Annotated in this window: 15 protein-coding genes; 6 read left to right on the top strand and 9 right to left on the bottom strand. The window is 72.7% G+C overall.

Features of this window, described 5'->3' with window-relative positions; genetic code table 11:
• Positions 1 to 66: 66 nt before the first annotated feature.
• Positions 67 to 1,449 carry a CCA tRNA nucleotidyltransferase gene (locus tag WMF45_RS06385; RefSeq protein ID WP_437550139.1) on the bottom strand — a complete coding sequence of 461 codons (1,383 nt, stop codon included), beginning with the start codon at positions 1,447 to 1,449 and terminating at the stop codon, positions 67 to 69.
• Between the two features lie 52 nt (positions 1,450 to 1,501).
• Positions 1,502 to 3,400 carry a protein kinase domain-containing protein gene (locus WMF45_RS06380; RefSeq protein WP_437716056.1) on the bottom strand — a complete coding sequence of 633 codons (1,899 nt, stop codon included), beginning with the start codon at positions 3,398 to 3,400 and terminating at the stop codon, positions 1,502 to 1,504.
• Between the two features lie 215 nt (positions 3,401 to 3,615).
• Here WMF45_RS06380 and WMF45_RS06375 point away from each other — a divergent pair, with 215 nt between their 5' ends.
• Positions 3,616 to 5,253: an ABC transporter permease gene (locus tag WMF45_RS06375; protein WP_437716055.1), complete on the top strand. Its 1,638-nt coding sequence runs from the start codon at positions 3,616 to 3,618 to the stop codon at positions 5,251 to 5,253.
• 55 nt (positions 5,254 to 5,308) lie between these two features.
• Here WMF45_RS06375 and WMF45_RS06370 read toward each other — a convergent pair whose 3' ends face one another.
• From WMF45_RS06370 to WMF45_RS06340, 7 genes are all read right to left on the bottom strand, one after another.
• The gene (locus WMF45_RS06370) at positions 5,309 to 6,457 is read right to left on the bottom strand and encodes a hypothetical protein (RefSeq protein WP_437716054.1); all 1,149 of its coding nucleotides are present in this window, start codon (positions 6,455 to 6,457) and stop codon (positions 5,309 to 5,311) included.
• 49 nt (positions 6,458 to 6,506) lie between these two features.
• Complete coding sequence (locus tag WMF45_RS06365; RefSeq protein WP_437716053.1) at positions 6,507 to 8,423, bottom strand: 4Fe-4S binding protein; 1,917 nt, start codon at positions 8,421 to 8,423, stop codon at positions 6,507 to 6,509.
• A gap of 5 nt (positions 8,424 to 8,428) precedes the next feature.
• The gene (locus WMF45_RS06360; RefSeq protein ID WP_437716052.1) at positions 8,429 to 9,421 is read right to left on the bottom strand and encodes a DUF362 domain-containing protein; all 993 of its coding nucleotides are present in this window, start codon (positions 9,419 to 9,421) and stop codon (positions 8,429 to 8,431) included.
• A 111-nt stretch (positions 9,422 to 9,532) separates the two neighbouring features.
• Positions 9,533 to 11,335 carry a serine/threonine-protein kinase gene (locus tag WMF45_RS06355; protein WP_437716051.1) on the bottom strand — a complete coding sequence of 601 codons (1,803 nt, stop codon included), beginning with the start codon at positions 11,333 to 11,335 and terminating at the stop codon, positions 9,533 to 9,535.
• Between the two features lie 249 nt (positions 11,336 to 11,584).
• Positions 11,585 to 11,902, bottom strand: coding sequence for a type II toxin-antitoxin system RelE/ParE family toxin (locus WMF45_RS06350; RefSeq protein WP_437716050.1), 318 nt, complete (start codon positions 11,900 to 11,902; stop codon positions 11,585 to 11,587).
• Positions 11,899 to 12,135: a hypothetical protein gene (locus tag WMF45_RS06345; RefSeq protein WP_437716049.1), complete on the bottom strand. Its 237-nt coding sequence runs from the start codon at positions 12,133 to 12,135 to the stop codon at positions 11,899 to 11,901. Before WMF45_RS06345 ends, WMF45_RS06350 begins: the two co-directional genes overlap by 4 nt.
• Before the next feature lie 37 nt (positions 12,136 to 12,172).
• Positions 12,173 to 12,478: a hypothetical protein gene (locus tag WMF45_RS06340; protein WP_437716048.1), complete on the bottom strand. Its 306-nt coding sequence runs from the start codon at positions 12,476 to 12,478 to the stop codon at positions 12,173 to 12,175.
• A gap of 559 nt (positions 12,479 to 13,037) precedes the next feature.
• Here WMF45_RS06340 and WMF45_RS06335 point away from each other — a divergent pair.
• The 5 genes from WMF45_RS06335 (at position 13,038) to WMF45_RS06315 (ending at position 16,302) form a co-directional block, all read left to right on the top strand.
• Positions 13,038 to 13,394 (top strand): DUF4398 domain-containing protein, encoded by a 357-nt coding sequence (locus WMF45_RS06335; protein WP_437716047.1) that lies wholly within the window; start codon positions 13,038 to 13,040, stop codon positions 13,392 to 13,394.
• 7 nt (positions 13,395 to 13,401) lie between these two features.
• Complete coding sequence (locus WMF45_RS06330) at positions 13,402 to 13,851, top strand: hypothetical protein (RefSeq protein ID WP_437716046.1); 450 nt, start codon at positions 13,402 to 13,404, stop codon at positions 13,849 to 13,851.
• Positions 13,852 to 14,150: 299 nt separating this feature from the next.
• The gene (locus WMF45_RS06325) at positions 14,151 to 14,585 is read left to right on the top strand and encodes a universal stress protein (RefSeq protein ID WP_437716045.1); all 435 of its coding nucleotides are present in this window, start codon (positions 14,151 to 14,153) and stop codon (positions 14,583 to 14,585) included.
• A gap of 157 nt (positions 14,586 to 14,742) precedes the next feature.
• Positions 14,743 to 15,294, top strand: coding sequence for a CDP-alcohol phosphatidyltransferase family protein (locus WMF45_RS06320; protein ID WP_437716044.1), 552 nt, complete (start codon positions 14,743 to 14,745; stop codon positions 15,292 to 15,294).
• Between the two features lie 84 nt (positions 15,295 to 15,378).
• Positions 15,379 to 16,302, top strand: coding sequence for a DUF4349 domain-containing protein (locus tag WMF45_RS06315; protein WP_437716043.1), 924 nt, complete (start codon positions 15,379 to 15,381; stop codon positions 16,300 to 16,302).
• Positions 16,303 to 16,316 lie beyond the last annotated feature (14 nt).

The raw sequence follows: 16,316 nt of genomic DNA, 5'->3' as shown, positions 1-16,316 counted from the left end.
CAGCCATCCTGACGGCTCTCCTCGGCCGCTCGGCGATGCGAGTCGCAACTTTGCGGCGGGGAAGGGCTAGACTGCGCTCTTCGATGCGACGAGCTCGCGCGCCGCCGCGAGCAGGCGCTCGGGCGTGTTCGCCTCGGGCTCTTCGGTGACGAGCTCGACGAGGCGCTCCAGGAGCTCGCCGACGAGCCGGCTCGGCGGAATGCCGAGCTCCTTCATCAATCGATTGCCGTTCACGGCGAGATCCTTGGCGGAGAGCGCCGCGCCCGCGGCGAGCAGCGCGTCCACGCGCTCCCGGAGCCGCCCGATCGTGGCGATGTCCTCGGTCGCCTCGCGCCCCTTGCCGAGCGCGTCGGCGAAGCCGATCTCATAGAGATCCGGCGCCAGCGCCGGGGTCACGCGGCGGAGCCAGCGGCGCACCGCCGCGTCCGTCCAGGTGTCGTCGTAGCAGATCAGGTGGTGTCGGATGAGGGCCACGATCCGCGCGCGCTCGTCGTTCGAGAAGCGGAGCCGCGTGAGGATCGGGTCGGCCATCTCGGCCCCGACCCGCTCGTGCTCGTAGAACGTGTAGTCCTTCGTCTTGTCGGAGAACTCGCGCGTCCTCGGCTTCCCGATGTCGTGCATCAGCGCCGCGACGCGGAGGATCGGCTCGGGCTTGCACGCGTCGAGGCAGGCCATCGCGTGCCCCCACACGTCGTAGGCGTGCCATCGGTTCTGCTCGCACCCGACCGACTCGATCATCTCCGGGCAGGTGATGGCCAGCAGCTCCGTCCGGCGCATGATCTCGAACGCCACGCTCGGGCGGCGCGCGCGCATCGCCTTCAGCCACTCGTCGCGCACCCGCTCCGCGCTCACGCAGCGGAACGTCTGGTGCGACCGCGCGGTGCCCATCGCGCGCTCGGTCTCTGGGTCCAGCGTGCCCTCCAGCGTCGCGGCGAAGCGCGCCGCGCGCAGAACCCGCAGCCCGTCCTCGGCGAACCGCTCGCCCGGATCCCCGACCGCGCGGATGACCTTCGCCTCGAGATCGCTCCGCCCGCCGAACGGATCGATGAGGTGCCCGTCCACCGGATCGATCGCGATGGCGTTCATGGTGAAGTCCCGCCGCGCGAGATCGGCGGTGATGTCGTCCACGAACTCGACCCGGTCCGGCCGCCTGCCGTCGCTGTAGGTCCCGTCGCCGCGCAGGGTCGTGACCTCGTACGGCACGCCGCGCACGAGGACGGTCACCGTCCCGTGCTGGATCCCGGTCGGGATCACCTTCCGGAACGCGGCCACGACCTCCTCCGGCCGCGCGTCGGTCGCGACGTCCCAGTCCTTGGCGTCCTGCCCGCGGAGCAGGTCGCGCACGCAGCCGCCCACGATCCAGCCGCGCTTGCCGCGCTCGCGGAGGCGGCGACAGATGCCGAGCACGTCCTCGGGGACGGCCTCGATGAGGTGATCGATCCGGGTCACCCCTGCGGCTTATCACGGGGCACGGCGAGCAGGGCCCCCGCCGCGCGCACGCTCACTTCTTCGGGTGAGCCCAGGGGTCCCGGACATCCGGGTTCTTGGGGGTCCGGGTCGTCGGCACCGCCGGCGGCCGTCCCGTTCCGGGCCTCACCTTCGGACCGCTCTTCTCGTCGGCCTCGAGCTTCACGAGCTTGCTCGGCTCGGTGCCGTCGAGCACCACCGTGCTGGGCTGGTACCCCTCGGCCCGGATGTCGATCGTGACCGTCTGCCCCCGCTCCACGTCGATGCTCGCCGGCAGCTTCAGCTCCACGCCGTTGCGGTAGCCGACCGCCGTCTCCGGCACCGCGGCCAGCGCCACCACCGCCTTCTGGACCGGCGGCGGCTCGGGGGGCGCCGGCCTGGCGGGCGCCTCGACCGGCGGCTTCTGCGCCTTCTGGGCGTTGTCCCTGGCCGACCCGCTCGCGCCGATGACGAAGATCGCCGTCACGATCCCCACCGCGGCCGCCGCCCCGGCGACCCACACGTAGCGGGGCCAAGGCGAGCGCGGGGGCGACGGCGGCGTCGCTGGGACGATCACCTTCGAGGTCTTGAAGTAATCGTGCGGCACGTTGAAGCCGCCCGAGCGCGCCATCATCTCCGCGACCGCGCCCGGCACGCCCCCGCACTTCACTTGCTCGAGGTCGGCGTGGAGATCGCCCATGGTCTGGTAGCGCGACTCCGGCTTCTTGGAGAGGCACTTCAGGATCACCGCCTCGAGCCCGGGCGGGCAGTCCGGGCCGCCGACGAGCGCGCGGATGGGGACCGGCGCCTTGTACATGTGCTGCGTCAGGATCCCCATGAAGTTGTCGGCGTTGAACGGGAGCTGGCGGCTCACGAGCTCGTAGAGCATCACGCCGAGCGAGTAGATGTCGGTCCGGTGATCGATGGGCGCCCCCGCGGCCTGCTCCGGAGACATGTAGTGCGGCGTCCCGAACACCGCGCCTGCGCGCGTCAGCTTGGTCGTCGTGCTCGTCGACACCTTCGCGATCCCGAAGTCGAGGATCTTCACGAAGTTCGGATCGCTGCCGCGGGGGACGACGAAGACGTTGTCCGGCTTGAGATCGCGGTGGATGATGCCGGCGTCGTGCGCGGCGGCGAGCCCCGCGGACAGCTGCAGCGCGATGTGACAGATGCGCTCCATCGGCAGCTCGTTCGGCGAGTCGATGAGCTGCGCCAGGCTCACGCCTTCCAGGTACTCCATGACGAAGTACGTGGAGCCGTCCGGCAGGTCGCCGAAATCGGAGATGTCCACGATGTGCGGGTTGCCGATGCTCGACGCGGAGCGGGCCTCCTGCACGAAGCGCTCGAAGATCTCGCGGTCCCTGGCGAGCTCCGCGCGGAGCACCTTCACGGCGACGCGCTTGTCGATCACCTTGTGGCGGGCGAGGTAGACGAACCCCATCCCGCCCTCGCCGAGCAGCCGCTCGATCTTGTACCGGTGATCGAAGGTCGTCCCGATGTAAGGGTCCTTGGCGCCCGGCGGCCGCCGCTCGCGCGGCTCGACCTCGTCCGGCGGCGGGATCTCCAGGGAGGGCTCCCCTTCGCTGATCGGCACCGGGCTCGTTCGCCCGCCGATCTCGTCATTGTCGGGCTCGCTCTGCCGCCCGAACCGCGGGGCCATCTGGCGCAGCGGCGGCGGCGCCCGGAAGCTCGGCGGCACCTCGCTCGCGGGCCCCTCGACCCACCCTGCCCTGGAGGGCCTCGACGAAGGGCGGAGCTCGACCTCCACCGGCACGTCGTCGTCGGCGCCGCTCGGCTCCATGGAGGACGGCGCGAACGCGGCCGCGACACCGGACGAGCGGGGACCGCCCGCCGCGCTCTTGGGGCGCGACGGGGGCGGCTCCTCGAGCGCGCCTTCCTCGGCGTTGAAGACCCTGCTGCGCGCGGTGTGGTGCTCGTTTTTGGTGGCGCTCATGAAAGGCTCGCGGGCAGAAGTGCACGCCACATGCCGGCAGCTGCGACAGGGTTGGATTCTAGCAGGCGTTCGGTCCGGGAAGCGAGATCATGCGGACCTCGCGCGCGAAAGGGCGCGGCGAGCGCGCGTGCGTGCGTCGATGGCGTGTCGGCCCGCCGCCGACGATGGCGGCCCAGCGTGCCGCGCGCGCCGCGTTCTGCTAGGAGGGCACCGCGATGAGCTACCCTATCGAGGTCGCGCTGCGATATCTCGGCTCCAAGAAGCGGGCGTTCATCTCGGTCGGCACCACGTTCGCGATCCTCGGGGTCGCGCTCGGGGTCGCGGCGCTCGCGACCGTGATGAGCGTGACCGGGGGCTTTCAGGCGGAGTTCCGCGAGAAGGTCCTGGGCGTCAACGCGCACGTCCTGGTGATCAAGTACTCGACGGACTTCCGTGAGTACCGCTCGATCATGGAGCAGGTCTCCAAGGTTCCCGGCGTCGTCGGCGTCGCGCCGTTCAGCATCAACCCCATGATGCTGACGCACGGCGACGCGACGGCGACCGGCGTCCTGGTCAAGGGGGTCGACCCGGCCAGGAGCCTCGGCGTGGGGGCCGAGGGCGCCTCCACGGCCGTGCTCGACCTGCCCCGTCACATCCTCCCGGGCGGCGATCTCGCCGGGCTGCGGCGCCCTGGCTCGAAGCCCGCCGAGCGCGCCGTGCCGTCGTTGCCCGAGGTCCCCCTCCTGGAGCCGGACGCCGGCGCGCGGGGCGCGCTCGCGCCGGACGCGGGCGCCGAGATCGATCTGCTGAAGGCCTACGAGGCCCGGATCCTCGAGGACGAGCGCGCCGCGGCCGCGCGCGACGCCGCGCTCGCGCCTCCGGCGTCGCGCGCGGCCGAGGCGGAAGGCGCGCCGGACGCCGGGGCCGACGAGGCGGAGGTCGCGATCGCCGAGGGCGCCCCGCGGGGCGCGATCGAGCCGCAGGGCGGCTATGGCAGCGTTCTCCCGGACGACGACGAGCTGCCGCCGGAGGTCGATCCGGACCCCTGCGCCGACAAGGAGCAGATCGCCAGGATGCCGGGCATCGTGATCGGCGCCGCGCTGGCGAAGAACCTGTCGCTCGACCTAGGCCAGTGCGTCACTGTCACCTCGCCCACGATCGGCTTCTCGTTCGCGAACGGCGCCATCAAGCCGCCCGTCGCCAAGCGATTCCGGGTCATCGCGATCTTCGAGGCCGGCTTCGAGCAGTACGACACCAAGCTGGCGTACGCCGATCTCTACGAGACGCAGGCGTTCTACGACCAGGGCGACACGGTGACCGGCGTCGAGATGAAGGTCGACGACATCGACAACGCGAGCGGCATCGCGCGCGAGATCAGCAAGCTCCTCGGCAGCGGGCTCTATTACACGATGGACTGGGAGGAGCTGAACCACGGGCTCTTCACGGCGCTGCGCATCCAGCAGATCGGCATGAGCGCGGTGCTGGCGCTCATCATCGTGGTCGCCGCGTTCACGGTGATCGCGACGCTGATCATGGTGGTGCTCGACAAGAAGAAGGAGATCGCGGTCCTCAAGGCGATGGGCGCGACGGACGGCGCCGTCCTGCGCATCTTCCTCTACCAGGGCGGGATCATCGGCGTCGCGGGCACCACGCTGGGCCTCTTGCTCGGCGTGGCGGTGTGCAAGGGGCTCCTGGTGTACGGCTTCCCTCTCGACCCGAAGGTGTATTTCATCTCCCGCCTCCCCGTCCAGGCGCGCCCGCAGGAGTTCCTCATCACGGGCTGCATCGCCATCCTCATCTGCCTCGCCGCCACGATCGTCCCCAGCCTCTACGCCGCGCGCCTCCGCCCCGCCGAGGGCTTCCGCGCGCAGTGAGCCCCTGCCTACCCGCGCGGCTGCAGGCCCGAGGTGGGCCTGCTCGCCGCGCCGCCTACCGCCGAGAGGCGGCGTAGAGCTTCTGCTGCCCGTCCTTGTCGGACGCCAGGTAGAGCGTGCACTCGTCCGGGGACAGCGACGGCGTCATGACGGCGACGCTCGGGTCCAGGTTGGGCAGCAGCATCCTCGCCGGCTGATCGTCCACGGGCAGCCCGTCGTCCCCGAGCGCCACGTAGAAGCTCCGCAGCACCGACGCCTCCGCGCACTCGCCGCGCGCGCTGTAGGGCGCCTGGAAGAAGAGCAGGCGGCCGTCGGGCGTCGCCCACGGGGCGAGGTCGTCTCCCTGCGCCGGGCAGTCGCCTGGCAGGTGGATGTCGAGCACCTGCGCCTCCGCGTCCTCTGCGCGCTTCGTGACGAGCCGGCTCGTGTTCCCGCCGCCGTCCTGGTGCGTGTCCATGAACCAGTACCGGTAGGAGGGCCGCTGCCCATGGGCGACCGCCACCGAGCGGCTCCCCCCGTCCGGGTTGAGCGCGGAGAGCGTGTCCGCCTGGGTCGCGTCCAGCCCATCCGCGACGTGCAGCAGCGGGAGGCTGCCCGGCGCGGGGGGGAGGCGGTCGAAGAGCAGCGAGCCCGCACGGAAGCCGTCATGCGGTGAGGGCGCATCCAGGGGCAGGAGGAGCGGGCCCGACTCCTGGCCTTCGGCGTCGATGAGGAAGCTGGAGACGACCTCGCCGGCCGTCCAGGGCCGCCCGGTGGCCGTGGCGATCTTCGTGTCGTCCGATCCGAACTTCGCCGTGTAGACGAGCCGGAGCGTCGCCCCGCCCTCTCCGGTCTCCGCGCGCACGCGCGGGAACGCGGGCATCGCCCCCGCCACCTCGACCTCCGAGAGCGCGCCGAACGACAGCACGCGGCCGCGGGCCGCGCAGGCGACGCACGTCTCGCTGGCCGTGCAGAACTCCCCGTCCTTGCACGCGCCGCAGCCGCCCTCGCCGCCCCCGCCCGACGCGGCGGACGACGTGGCCGAGCCCCCGCCTCCCCCGCTGCCCCCGCCCCCGTCGCCGCCGGCGCCGCCCTCGCCGCCGCTCGATGACGTGGACGTGGCGCTCGCGCCGGCCGCCGTGAACCGCTCGCCGCAGCCGGCGAGCGCCGCGAGCGCCAGCTGCGCGGCGAGCGAGAAGGTTCCGTAGAAGCGAAGCGTGCGCACCCGAGCTGCCTCCTGTCATGGTCCCGCCGCGCGGAGCCGGCGTGCGCGGTCAAGACGCCTTGTTGTAGTCCGTGTCCTCGAGAAGGATGACGTTCGTCTTCGAGCGGGTCTCGCCGACGCTGGTCACGTAGACCGCGGGCTTGTCCTGCACCGGACACACCTTCTCGCACGCGCCGCAGCCGATGCACAGCGACGGATCGACGTGCGGACGCTGCACGTGGACCATCTTCATCGGCGGCTCCTTGCCGTGCTCGGCCGCCACCGGCTCGCGCTTCGGGATGTCGACCTCCTCGACCCAGATCGCCTTGGGCGACGTCGGGCAGAACTCCTCGCAGACGATGCACGGCACGCTCATCGACCACGGCAGGCAGCGCCCTTGATCGTAGAACGCGGTGCCGATCGAGATCGGCTTCTGGCCGATGCCCATCTTCTGCTCCTCGGTGATCTTCTGGATCGCTCCGGTCGGGCAGACGTCGCCGCAGAGGACGCAGGAGTGCTCGCAGTACCCGATGCGCGGGATGACGATCGGCGTCCAGAGCCCCTCGATGCCCGCCTCGAAGAACGCGGGGTGGATCGCGTTGTTGGGGCAGACCTTCATGCACTCCGCGCACCGGATGCAGCGCTCCAGGAACTCGCGCTCCTCGACCGAGCCCGGCGGCCGGATCACGCGGTGGTCATAGTTCGCGTCGAGCACGTCGGCGATGCGCGCCGTCGGGATGATCACCGCGCCGGCGGCGGCGGTCGCGAGGGCGGTGCGGCGGCCCGTGTCGGGGGTCACGAGGGCGCTCTTCCGGTTCGGCAGGAAGCGGAACTTGATGACGTCCTCGGGGCAGGCGCTCTCGCAGTTGAGGCACATGTGGCACTCGTCCTGTCGCCACTTCACCCCGCCCTGGGGCGAGTCGGCGCCCTGGCAGTGCACGAGGCACAGGTTGCAGTCGGTGCACTTCGCGTGATCCTTCTGCATCCCGAAGAGCGCGAAGCGCGCGAACACGCCGAGGAACGCGCCGAGCGGGCAGAGCACGCGGCACCAGAACCGCGGGATGAACCGGTTCATGAAGAGGATCGCGACGAACAGGATCCCGACGAACCACGTGTGGTGGAAGTAGAACTGCTTCGTCTGCCACACGCTCGCGGCCAGGAAATCCTGCGCGTGATCCGCGGCGAGCTGCACCGGCCGGCTCCCGGTCGTGGCCGCGGAGCCGGTCACCACGGCGGCGACGTACTGCGCGGCCGGGATGACGGCGAGGCCGATGGCCCGGACCGCCACGCAGATCGGATCGAACAGCCCGCCGATCACGCTGCCGGTCGCGCTCGCCGCGAGGAAGGCGTACATCAGGTAATACTTCACCCGCTGCCGCGTATACGTCTTGTTCGCCTCGACGCGCTTGCCGCCCTTGCCGTAGCGCGACGGGAAGATCCACCCGAAGAAATGGTGGAGGGTGCCGAAGGGGCAGATCCAGCCGCAGAACACGCGCCCGAAGACGAGCGTCAGCGCGAGGATCCCGAGCGACCAGAGCAGGCCGCGGTAGACGGTGTGCGTCGAGAGCAGGGTCATCGCGCCGACGAACGGGTCGGCGAGGAGGAAGCCCTCGACGGGGAGCGGCAAGCGCACGCGCGCCTCGGCGGAGGCGAACGAGCCGCGGAAGCCCGTCTGGAACAGGAAGTAGAGGAACAGCCCGAGGCAGCCGGCCTGCACGGCGCGGCGCACCCAGACGAGCACCTGGATCACCTTGCGCGCCGGCAGCCCCGAGCCGGGCCGGCGCTTCGGGGCGGGCCGGACGATCGCGCCGGCCTTGCGCAACGTGCGCAACAGCGCGCCCCCGGGGGCCTCCTTCGCGGATGCGGCGGGCGGCGTCGCGCTCGGCGCGGTGGGCGGCGTCGCGCTCGCCTTCGCGGGCGCCACGGCCGCTCCTGCCGCCGGTTCAGGGTGCGCCGGCGCGGCCGGCATCGGATCGAGGTTTGCCATGAGTACTACACCTCGGCGAGCCGCAGGTTCTGCCAGTGCATCGTGCCCAGGCCCCGGTCGTGGCCCATCTTCAGGTACGGGATCTCCTCCGGCTTGCGGCCGATGAGCTGGCAGCCGTACGCGTCGGCGGCGACCTGGTCGGTCGTCGCGATCACGGTGTGCATGTCCTTCGCGTCGGCGACGTTCCCGCCCTGCGGCCCGTTGCGCATGAGGACGCGGACGGCGTCCACGATCGTGAGCGTGGGCTGGATGAACGTCGCGAGATCGGCGATCGACACGTCGATGTTCTGGTGGAGGCGGTTGCGCCGGCCGCCGAGCGCCCCGTACCAGTTCTTCATCGCGCCGGTGTACTTGGACAGGTTGTGGTGCTTCGCGATGGGGACGTTGATGACCTTGTCCGCGTTGACGAGCGGCGTGTAGACGGGCCAGTCGTCGAGCACCTCGCCCTTCAGGCGCATGCCGCGGAATCGGTGCGCCGCGGGGATGACGACCTCCCCGCCGACGTCGTACGCGGCCTTCCAGATGCCGGAGCGCTGGAAGCAGCGGTTCGGCTCGTTGCACGAGGCGTCCGTCACGATGACGGTCTTGGCGCCGGCGTCGTAGGCGAGGCGCACCACCTCGGCCACGACCTTGGGGTTCGTGTTGGCCGCGTGGATCGGCGTGCGATCCCAGCCGATGTTCGGCTTCACGACCACGACGTCGCCGCGCGAGATGAAGCGGCGCATCCCGCCGAGCGCGTCGACCGCCTTCCGGACCAGGGCGGCCGGGTCCGGGGCGCCCGCGGCGAGCGCCTCGGCGCCGGCGCGGGCGACGACGAGCTGCGGCACGTCGGCAGGAGCGTCCCGGAGCCGGTAGTCCCGCGTCTGCTGGCGCTCGGCGGCGGCGGCGGCGCTGCCGCCGCGGTCCCACCGGGCCGCCGCGAGCCCGCCCGCGCCCCCGAGGACGAGGCCCGCCGCACTCAGCCGACGCAGCATTTCACGTCGAGAAATGTCACCCATGGCCCTCGCCTTCCCTGGACCTACGGATAGCCTCCCCGGGCGGTCGCCACAAGCAGAGGTGGCCTGGCGGCAGCGACGTGCGCCGCCTCCCGGCGCTTCCAGCAACGGCGATCAAGGAGGAGCCGCGGTGGACGTCGCCGGGGCCGCCGGGGCCACCGGCGTCGCCGGAGCGCCTGCGGCGGGGGAGGCGCCCGTGCTCGCCGGTTGCGGCGCCTGCGGCGCTTGCGGCGCTTGCGGCGGCGCGCCGCTCGCGGCGGGCGGCGCGTGCGCCGGCGGCGAGGGCGGCGGGGCGGCGGGCTCGTCCGGCTCGTACGGGTCGGCCTTCAGGCGATCGCGCTCTGCAAAACAGCTGGCGCGCTCCGCGTCGCACGCGGCCCGCGCCTGCGCCGCGCTGGCGAGGTCCGCGGAGCGCTGGTCGGCGAGCGCCCTGGCCTCGTCGCGCTCGGCGGTGACGGCGGCGCGCGCCTTCTCGACCTCGGCGAGCCGCGCGCGCTCGTCCATGGCCGCCTTCTGCGCGGCCGCTGCGCTGTCCTCGCAGGTCTTGAGGCGCGCCGCCTGGGTCGCGTGCAGTACCTGGATCTCGCGGGCGTGCTCGGCCTCCGACGTGGAGCCGCTCTTCTGGAGGGTGGCCAGCGTCGCGTTGAAATCCGCGCGATCCTGCTCGCGGGCGCCGCGGCACGCGATCGCCTCGGACTGGGCGATCTGGTGGCTGGCGACGCAGGTGTCGAGCTTGTCGAACGACTCGGCGCCCCGCTGGCGGGCCTGCTCGAGCTCGTTCGCGAGCCGCAGGGTCTCGCGCTTCGAGAAGCCGAGCAGCACGACCGCGCAGCCCACGAGGGTCATCGCGCCGGCCGCGATCCGCGCGCGCAGGTAGGACGTCTTCTGCTTGATCCGCAGCCGCTCCGCCTCGCGCTCCGCCTCGCGCTCCGGCTCGAGCAGCACGTCGAGCTCCTCGGCGAGCTGGGTCATCGTCGGGCGCTCGTTCGGATCGATCGCGAGCCATCGCCTGAGCGCGGCCTGGAACATCTCGCGCGGGCGCCCGGTGAGGTCTGGCAGCGCGTTGTCGGCGAGCGGCTTGTCGGCGCGGACGTCGTGCGACTCGGCGAGCTCGGTGCGGCTCTGCGCGGACTCGCCCGGGAAGTCCCTGGGGTTCACGAGCGAGTAGAGCAGGGTCGTGGCGAGCCCGTACGTGTCCATCTTCTCGGAGAGCGGCACGGCGCCGGGGAACCCGTTCAGCGCCCGGAGCTGCTCGGGCGAGGCATAGAGCGCGGTGCCGGCGCAGAAGGAGGCCTCTCGCTCCGCGGCCACGCCCAGGTCGAGCAGGATGGGGTGAACGCGGCCGGCGAACCTGGCGAGGAAGATGTTGTCGGGCTTGACGTCCTGGTGCCGGAGCCCGGCGGCGTGGAGCGCCTCGAGCCCGCGCGCGACGGCGAGGAAGATGTCGTGCGCCTCGCGCATGGCGAGGGGGCTGCGCTCGAGGCGCTGGGCGAGGGTCTCGCCCTCGTAGACCGGCATGGTGAGCCACACGTAGTCGGCGTTCATGCCGTGGTCCTTCAGCTGGACGACGTGCGGGTGCCCGACGGTCGCGAGCATGACGAGCTCTCGCTCGACGTTCCGCATCGCGTACAGCGAGCGGGGCATGAGCTTGAGGGCGACCTGGTGCTCGGGGACGTCGATCCGCTGGGCGACGTACACCTTGCCGAACATGCCCTGCCCAAGCAGGCGCCCCAGGCGGTAGAGCCCGCCGACGATCTGGCCGACCTCGGGGAGGATCGAGGGCCCGCGGCTGCTGCTCCTCGCGGGGTCGTCGCTCCCGCCGCGCGACGTGGTGCGCACCAGGCTGGACGGATCCGCCACCGTGACGGCGAACGCGTGGACGATCGTGGTGCGGAGGTTGGGGTCGACGGGCGGCACAGCGATTGCCAGAGTAGCGGAAGCAGCGAGCGCGGAGAAAGAAGCCGGCGGACGGAAGACGGCCGGCGTGGGGCGTTTATTCGCGGGGGACTGGCGGAGGCGCCGGGGGGCTAACGTTCTCGCGCTCGGAGCGTCGCGTTGACGCGGAGGTGCGCCACCGTGGCTAGCGGGGCGCTACGGCGCCGGAGCGCCGGGAGAAAACGGACGTCGAGCGTCGCGCCGACGTGCGTGGGGTGCACCCGATACGGCTCACTCCGGCGAGAGCTGCGGTGGCCGCCCGCGCAGGGCGCTCCAGACGGCCAGCACAAGTGCCTCTCCGCCCTCGCGGTCAACGACGTAGTAGACCAGGTAACGCGACGTCGGGAGCGGAGCGCGGCGAACGCCTTTGATCCGCCGGTGCGCGTACGGCGCTCCGGCCTTGGGCGCCATTCTGAGCAGGCTGAGCAGGGCCGCGAGCTCCTCGCGGAACAGGGAAGGAGCGGCAGATCGGTTCTCGATCCACCATGCGGCCGCTTCCCTCGCCTGGCGGACGGCCTCCTTGGTGAGCCGGATGCGGGCTCGCTTCATCCGCGCGCCGGCTCGAGGCGCGCGATCTCCGCCAGAAACTCGTCCGCGTCGATCGTGCCTTCGCGCGCGCTCGCCAGCGACACCTCGAGCGCCTCGTCGAGACGAGCCCGCTCTTCTCCATCCAGATCGTCGTTGTCGGCCACCACGAGATCGATCACGGTCCCCTCGGCAAAGCTCGTCGGCTCGTCGAGGATCAGCCGGCCGCCGTGCACTTTGGCTCGCAGCGCGCTCATGGCCGCAGCGTACCATCGGGGGTCCACCCAGGGAAGCTCAGCAGAAGCGCTGATGTAGGGCAGCGCGCACGATCTCCGGCTGGCCAAGGAACACGAAGCGCAGCTCGGCCGCCACGGCGCGCGCCTCGTCGAGGTGGGCCGCGTAGAAGCCGCCGAGCCCGTCGAGCGCGTCGCTGGGGCTCTCGTTCTTCTCGGCGGTCAGCAGATACCGCGTCTGTGCCCCTGCGTGGCGCGCTGCAGCGAGAGGATCTCTTCTGCCGTCCTCGGCCCGAAGCGCGCGGCGTCCCCCCTTCTTGCCGTCCTTCGGGACCGCCGACTCGAGGCCCAGGCGGGTCACCCGCATCTGGGCATCGACGCAATCCCATCGCTGCCGGCTCGCTCGGATGGTCCTTGTGGATCATTGCAACGAGGCCTGCCGATCTCGGGGCGTCGCTCGCGACAAGAGGTCACACGCGGGGGGCTCAGGCGCCGTCATCGGATGCGCAACAGCGCAATCCATTGCGCAATGGGCAGAGGCGACAGGAGGGGTCGTCGCAGCGGTCGCGTGCCCCGGAAGAGCAAGAAGCTGGCGATGCTCCGGCGGCGCAGCCGCCGGAGACTCCGGGCTCCTCCTCGAGGGACGGCACCAGCGACCACGTATCGCTCCCCGGCTCGTGGAGCTGAACGGCAGAGGCATCGCACCGAGCATCGGACCAGCAGCGGACGACCGGGCCCCTGCCATCGGCGAGGAGCACGGCGCTCGGGGTTTGGTCCAGGTCAGCCCGGCTCGTCCGCGGGCAGCGAGCAGCTCGCGCGCACGGATCGCGTCGGCCAGGCTGGCCTGCCCGATGCACAGCGCGATCCCAGGCGCGCCGCCGGGAGCGACGGTGCCACCGGCGCCGCGAGATCGGGAATCCACGCAAATGCTCGCCAGAGCCGCGCTCGTGATCGCCTGTCTGGAGCTCGCCGGGTGCGCCGCGTTCCGGCCGCCGGCGTCGCCGCCCGAGCTCGCCCGCTCCCGGGCGGCGATCCGCGCGGCCGAGCGGGAGGGCGCGAGCGCCGACCGGCGCGCGGCCATGCACCTCGCGCTCGCGAGGAGCGAGCTCGCGGGGGCGCGGCGGAGGATCTCGGTGGGCGACGTGGAGGGCGCGCGCTGGCTGCTGCGGCGGGCCGAGGTCGACGCGGAGCTCGCGGCGCTCCTCGTGAGGGAAGCGGGGCTGCGCGACGCCGCGGGCCGCACGCTGGACGAGGCGAGCACGCTCGCCGAGGGGAAGGAGTAGGGCCCTCGTGCGCGCCGGAGCCCCGCTCGCCATGGCGCTCGCGCTCGCGGGCTGCGCGACGCGCGCGGCCGCGCCGCCGCCCGAGCTGCTGACGGCGCGCGCCGCCGTCGTGCAGGCGCAGGACAACCCGCTCTCGCCGCTCGCGATCGCCGAGCTGAGGCAGGCGGAGGAGGCGCTCGCGATCGCCGAGCGCGTGGAGCGCGAGCGCCCGCGCTCGACGCTCGCGCGCGACGCGGCCTACGTCGCGCGGCGGAGGGCGCAGTGCTCGCTGCTGTCCTCGCTCGTGCGCGCGAACCAGAGCGCGCTCGTGCGCGCGCGGCAGAGCCAGCGCGCCGCGGCGCAGCGCGCCCGCCCCGGCGGCGAGCCTGCGCCCGCGGCGCCGGACCCTGCCGTCGATGTCGATCGCGGCATCGCGCTCGACGGCGCGCGCACGCGGCCCCAGCAGCCCGCCAGGTGATCGCGGCCGCGCTCCTGCGCTGCCGCGCCGTCGCGCTCGCCGCTGCGCGCCCGCGCGACGCCTGTTTTCCCGCCGGGATCCGGGCGGATCGGCCCGAGCGCCCCCGCGCGCCGCGTACCGCGTACCGCCCAGGGCGTCGGCGCGGCTTCCATGGAACAGTTTCTCCTGGGAGTGGCCGATTTTTGGGTCCAAGATGCGCGCGACGCGCCTCCGCCGGCATCGAAAGCGTCCCGGAGGTCAGCGTCGGTCAAAGTTCGAAGTTCGACGGGACACCCGGTCCCGCGTGCGAGGAGAGCGCGATGAAGGAAGGCGCGAACGTGATACTGGTGCCCGTCGACTTCGAGGCGGCCTCGATGAAGGCGATCGAGCTCGCGAAGGATCTCGGCGCGAGGCTCGGGCACCGGGTCGTGCTGCTGCACGTCTACCAGCTCCCGGTCTACACGTACCCCGGGCTCGAGCCGGCGCTGATGCCCGGGTTCCACGCCGAGGTGAGCGCCGCCGCGTCGCGCGCGGTCCAGCAGCTCTCGGCGCAGACAGGGGGGCTCTCGACGGCGCTGCGCGAGGGCGACCCTGCGACCGAGATCCTCGCCGCCGCCGACGAGCAGGGGGCGGCGATGATCATCATGGGCACGCACGGCCGCCGGGGGCTCACGCACCTCTTCCTCGGGAGCGTCGCCGAGCAGGTGATCCGGAAGAGCAACGTCCCTGTGCTCACGGTGCGCGTGGCCAGCTGATCCTCCGCGGCGCCTCGCGGTGGGCGGGCCGGCGCGGCTGCCGGCCGGGGCGCGGCGGGCAGGGCCGCGCTCGACTGGGTTAGGGCGGGCTCGGCCGCGCTCGACGTGGGTCAGGGCCCCGGCTTCTGCGTCGCATGCGGCGCGTGGAGTTCCTCGCATGTCGCCCCTGTGTCCGCGCGATCTCGCGCTTCCGCCGAACCTCGTGAGCCTGGCCCGGCTGCCGCTGGCGGCCCTGTTCCCGATCGTCGCCACGCGGCCTGCGCTCGCCCTCGCCGTCCTCTGCTGCGCAGGCCTGACGGACGTGCTCGACGGCTGGCTGGCCCGCCGCTCCAGTCAGGTGACGCCCACCGGGGCGATCGTCGACCCGATCGCGGACAAGGTGTTCGCGCTCGCGGTGGTGGGCACGCTCCTCGAGAGCGGCGCGCTCCCCCTCTGGGGCATCCCGGCGCTGCTGGCCCGCGAGCTCCTCGAGCTGCCGCTCGCGCTCTGGATCGCGGTGAGCCGCCGCTTCCAGGGCGCGCGCCTGTCGGCGGCGAGCGCCAACATCCCCGGCAAGCTCGCGACGGTGGTGCAGTTCGCGGCGGTCTTCACCGCGATCGCGCTCCCCTCGGCGCTGCCCGCGATGCTCGCCGCGTCGGCGATCGCGGGCGCGGCGGCGGGCGTCTCGTACTGGGCGCGCCAGCTCCGCCGCGCGCCCGGGGCGGCGTAGGTGCCGCCTGGGGGCGCTCCTGGTGTAAGGTCGGCCCGGGCGGCGCGTTGAGCGCCTGCCACCGGCTCCATGCTCCGAGGAACCATGCGAAGAACGCTGCCCGTCTGGGCTCTCCTTGCCTCGCTCGCTGGCCCTGCCGCCTGCAGCTCCGCCCCGTCGGCCGCGCGCGACGCCTCCAGATCGCCGGCGTACGGAGCGGCGCCGGCCCCGATGGCAGGGATGCCTCCTGGAGTCATGCAGACGGCCGGCGAGTCGACGCGCTCGGGGTCGGTGCGCGAGGAGTCGTACGACGCCGAGGTGTCGGTGGCGGCCGATTTCGCCAAGGCTGCGCCGCCGCCGTCCCCCGGCGGCGGCGCTCAGCCCCCGACGGCGAGGCCGGCGCCGACCGCCGCCACGCCACAGCCGGCGCCGACCTCCTCCGGCGCCGCAGCGCAGGCCGCGCCCCAGGCCGCCGGCGAGGTGAGCGCGGCGCGCGCGCCCCTCCTCGTCTACACGGCGGAGATCGGGATGGCGGTGTTCGAGGTGGGCGCGTCGCTCGGCAAGGTCGAGGCGCTCGCGCGGGAGCTCGGCGGCTTCCTCGCCCGCCGCGACGATCGGACGATCACCATCCGCGTCCCCGCCGCCCGGTTCGACGAGGCGCTGAAGCGCCTGGCGGAGCTCGGCGACATCCTCCAGCGCAACGTGGTCGCCCAGGACGTCACCGAGGAGTTCTTCGACCTCGCGATCCGCATCCGGAACGCGCGGGCGGTCCGGGATCGCCTGGAGAAGCTGCTCGAGAAGGCCGCGAAGGTCGAGGAGTCGATCCAGCTGGAGCGCGAGCTCGCGCGCGTGTCCAGCGAGCTCGAGCGCCTCGAGGGACGGCTCAAGTTCCTGCGCGATCGGATCGCGTTCTCGACCCTCACCGTGTCCTTCCAGCCGCGCTCGACGGAGACCCTCGCCCCGTCGGGACCGCGGCTCCCCATCGACTGGCTCAACGAGCTCGGCCTCTCGCGGCTCCTCAACCTGTGAACCGGGCGCCTCCG

Source organism: Sorangium sp. So ce448 (genome assembly GCF_051520915.1).
GTDB classification, from domain to species: Bacteria; Myxococcota_A; Polyangia; order Polyangiales; family Polyangiaceae; genus Sorangium; species Sorangium cellulosum_B.
The sequence above is the reverse complement of the archived record's forward strand: the minus strand, read 5'-3'. Positions and strand labels throughout refer to the sequence as shown.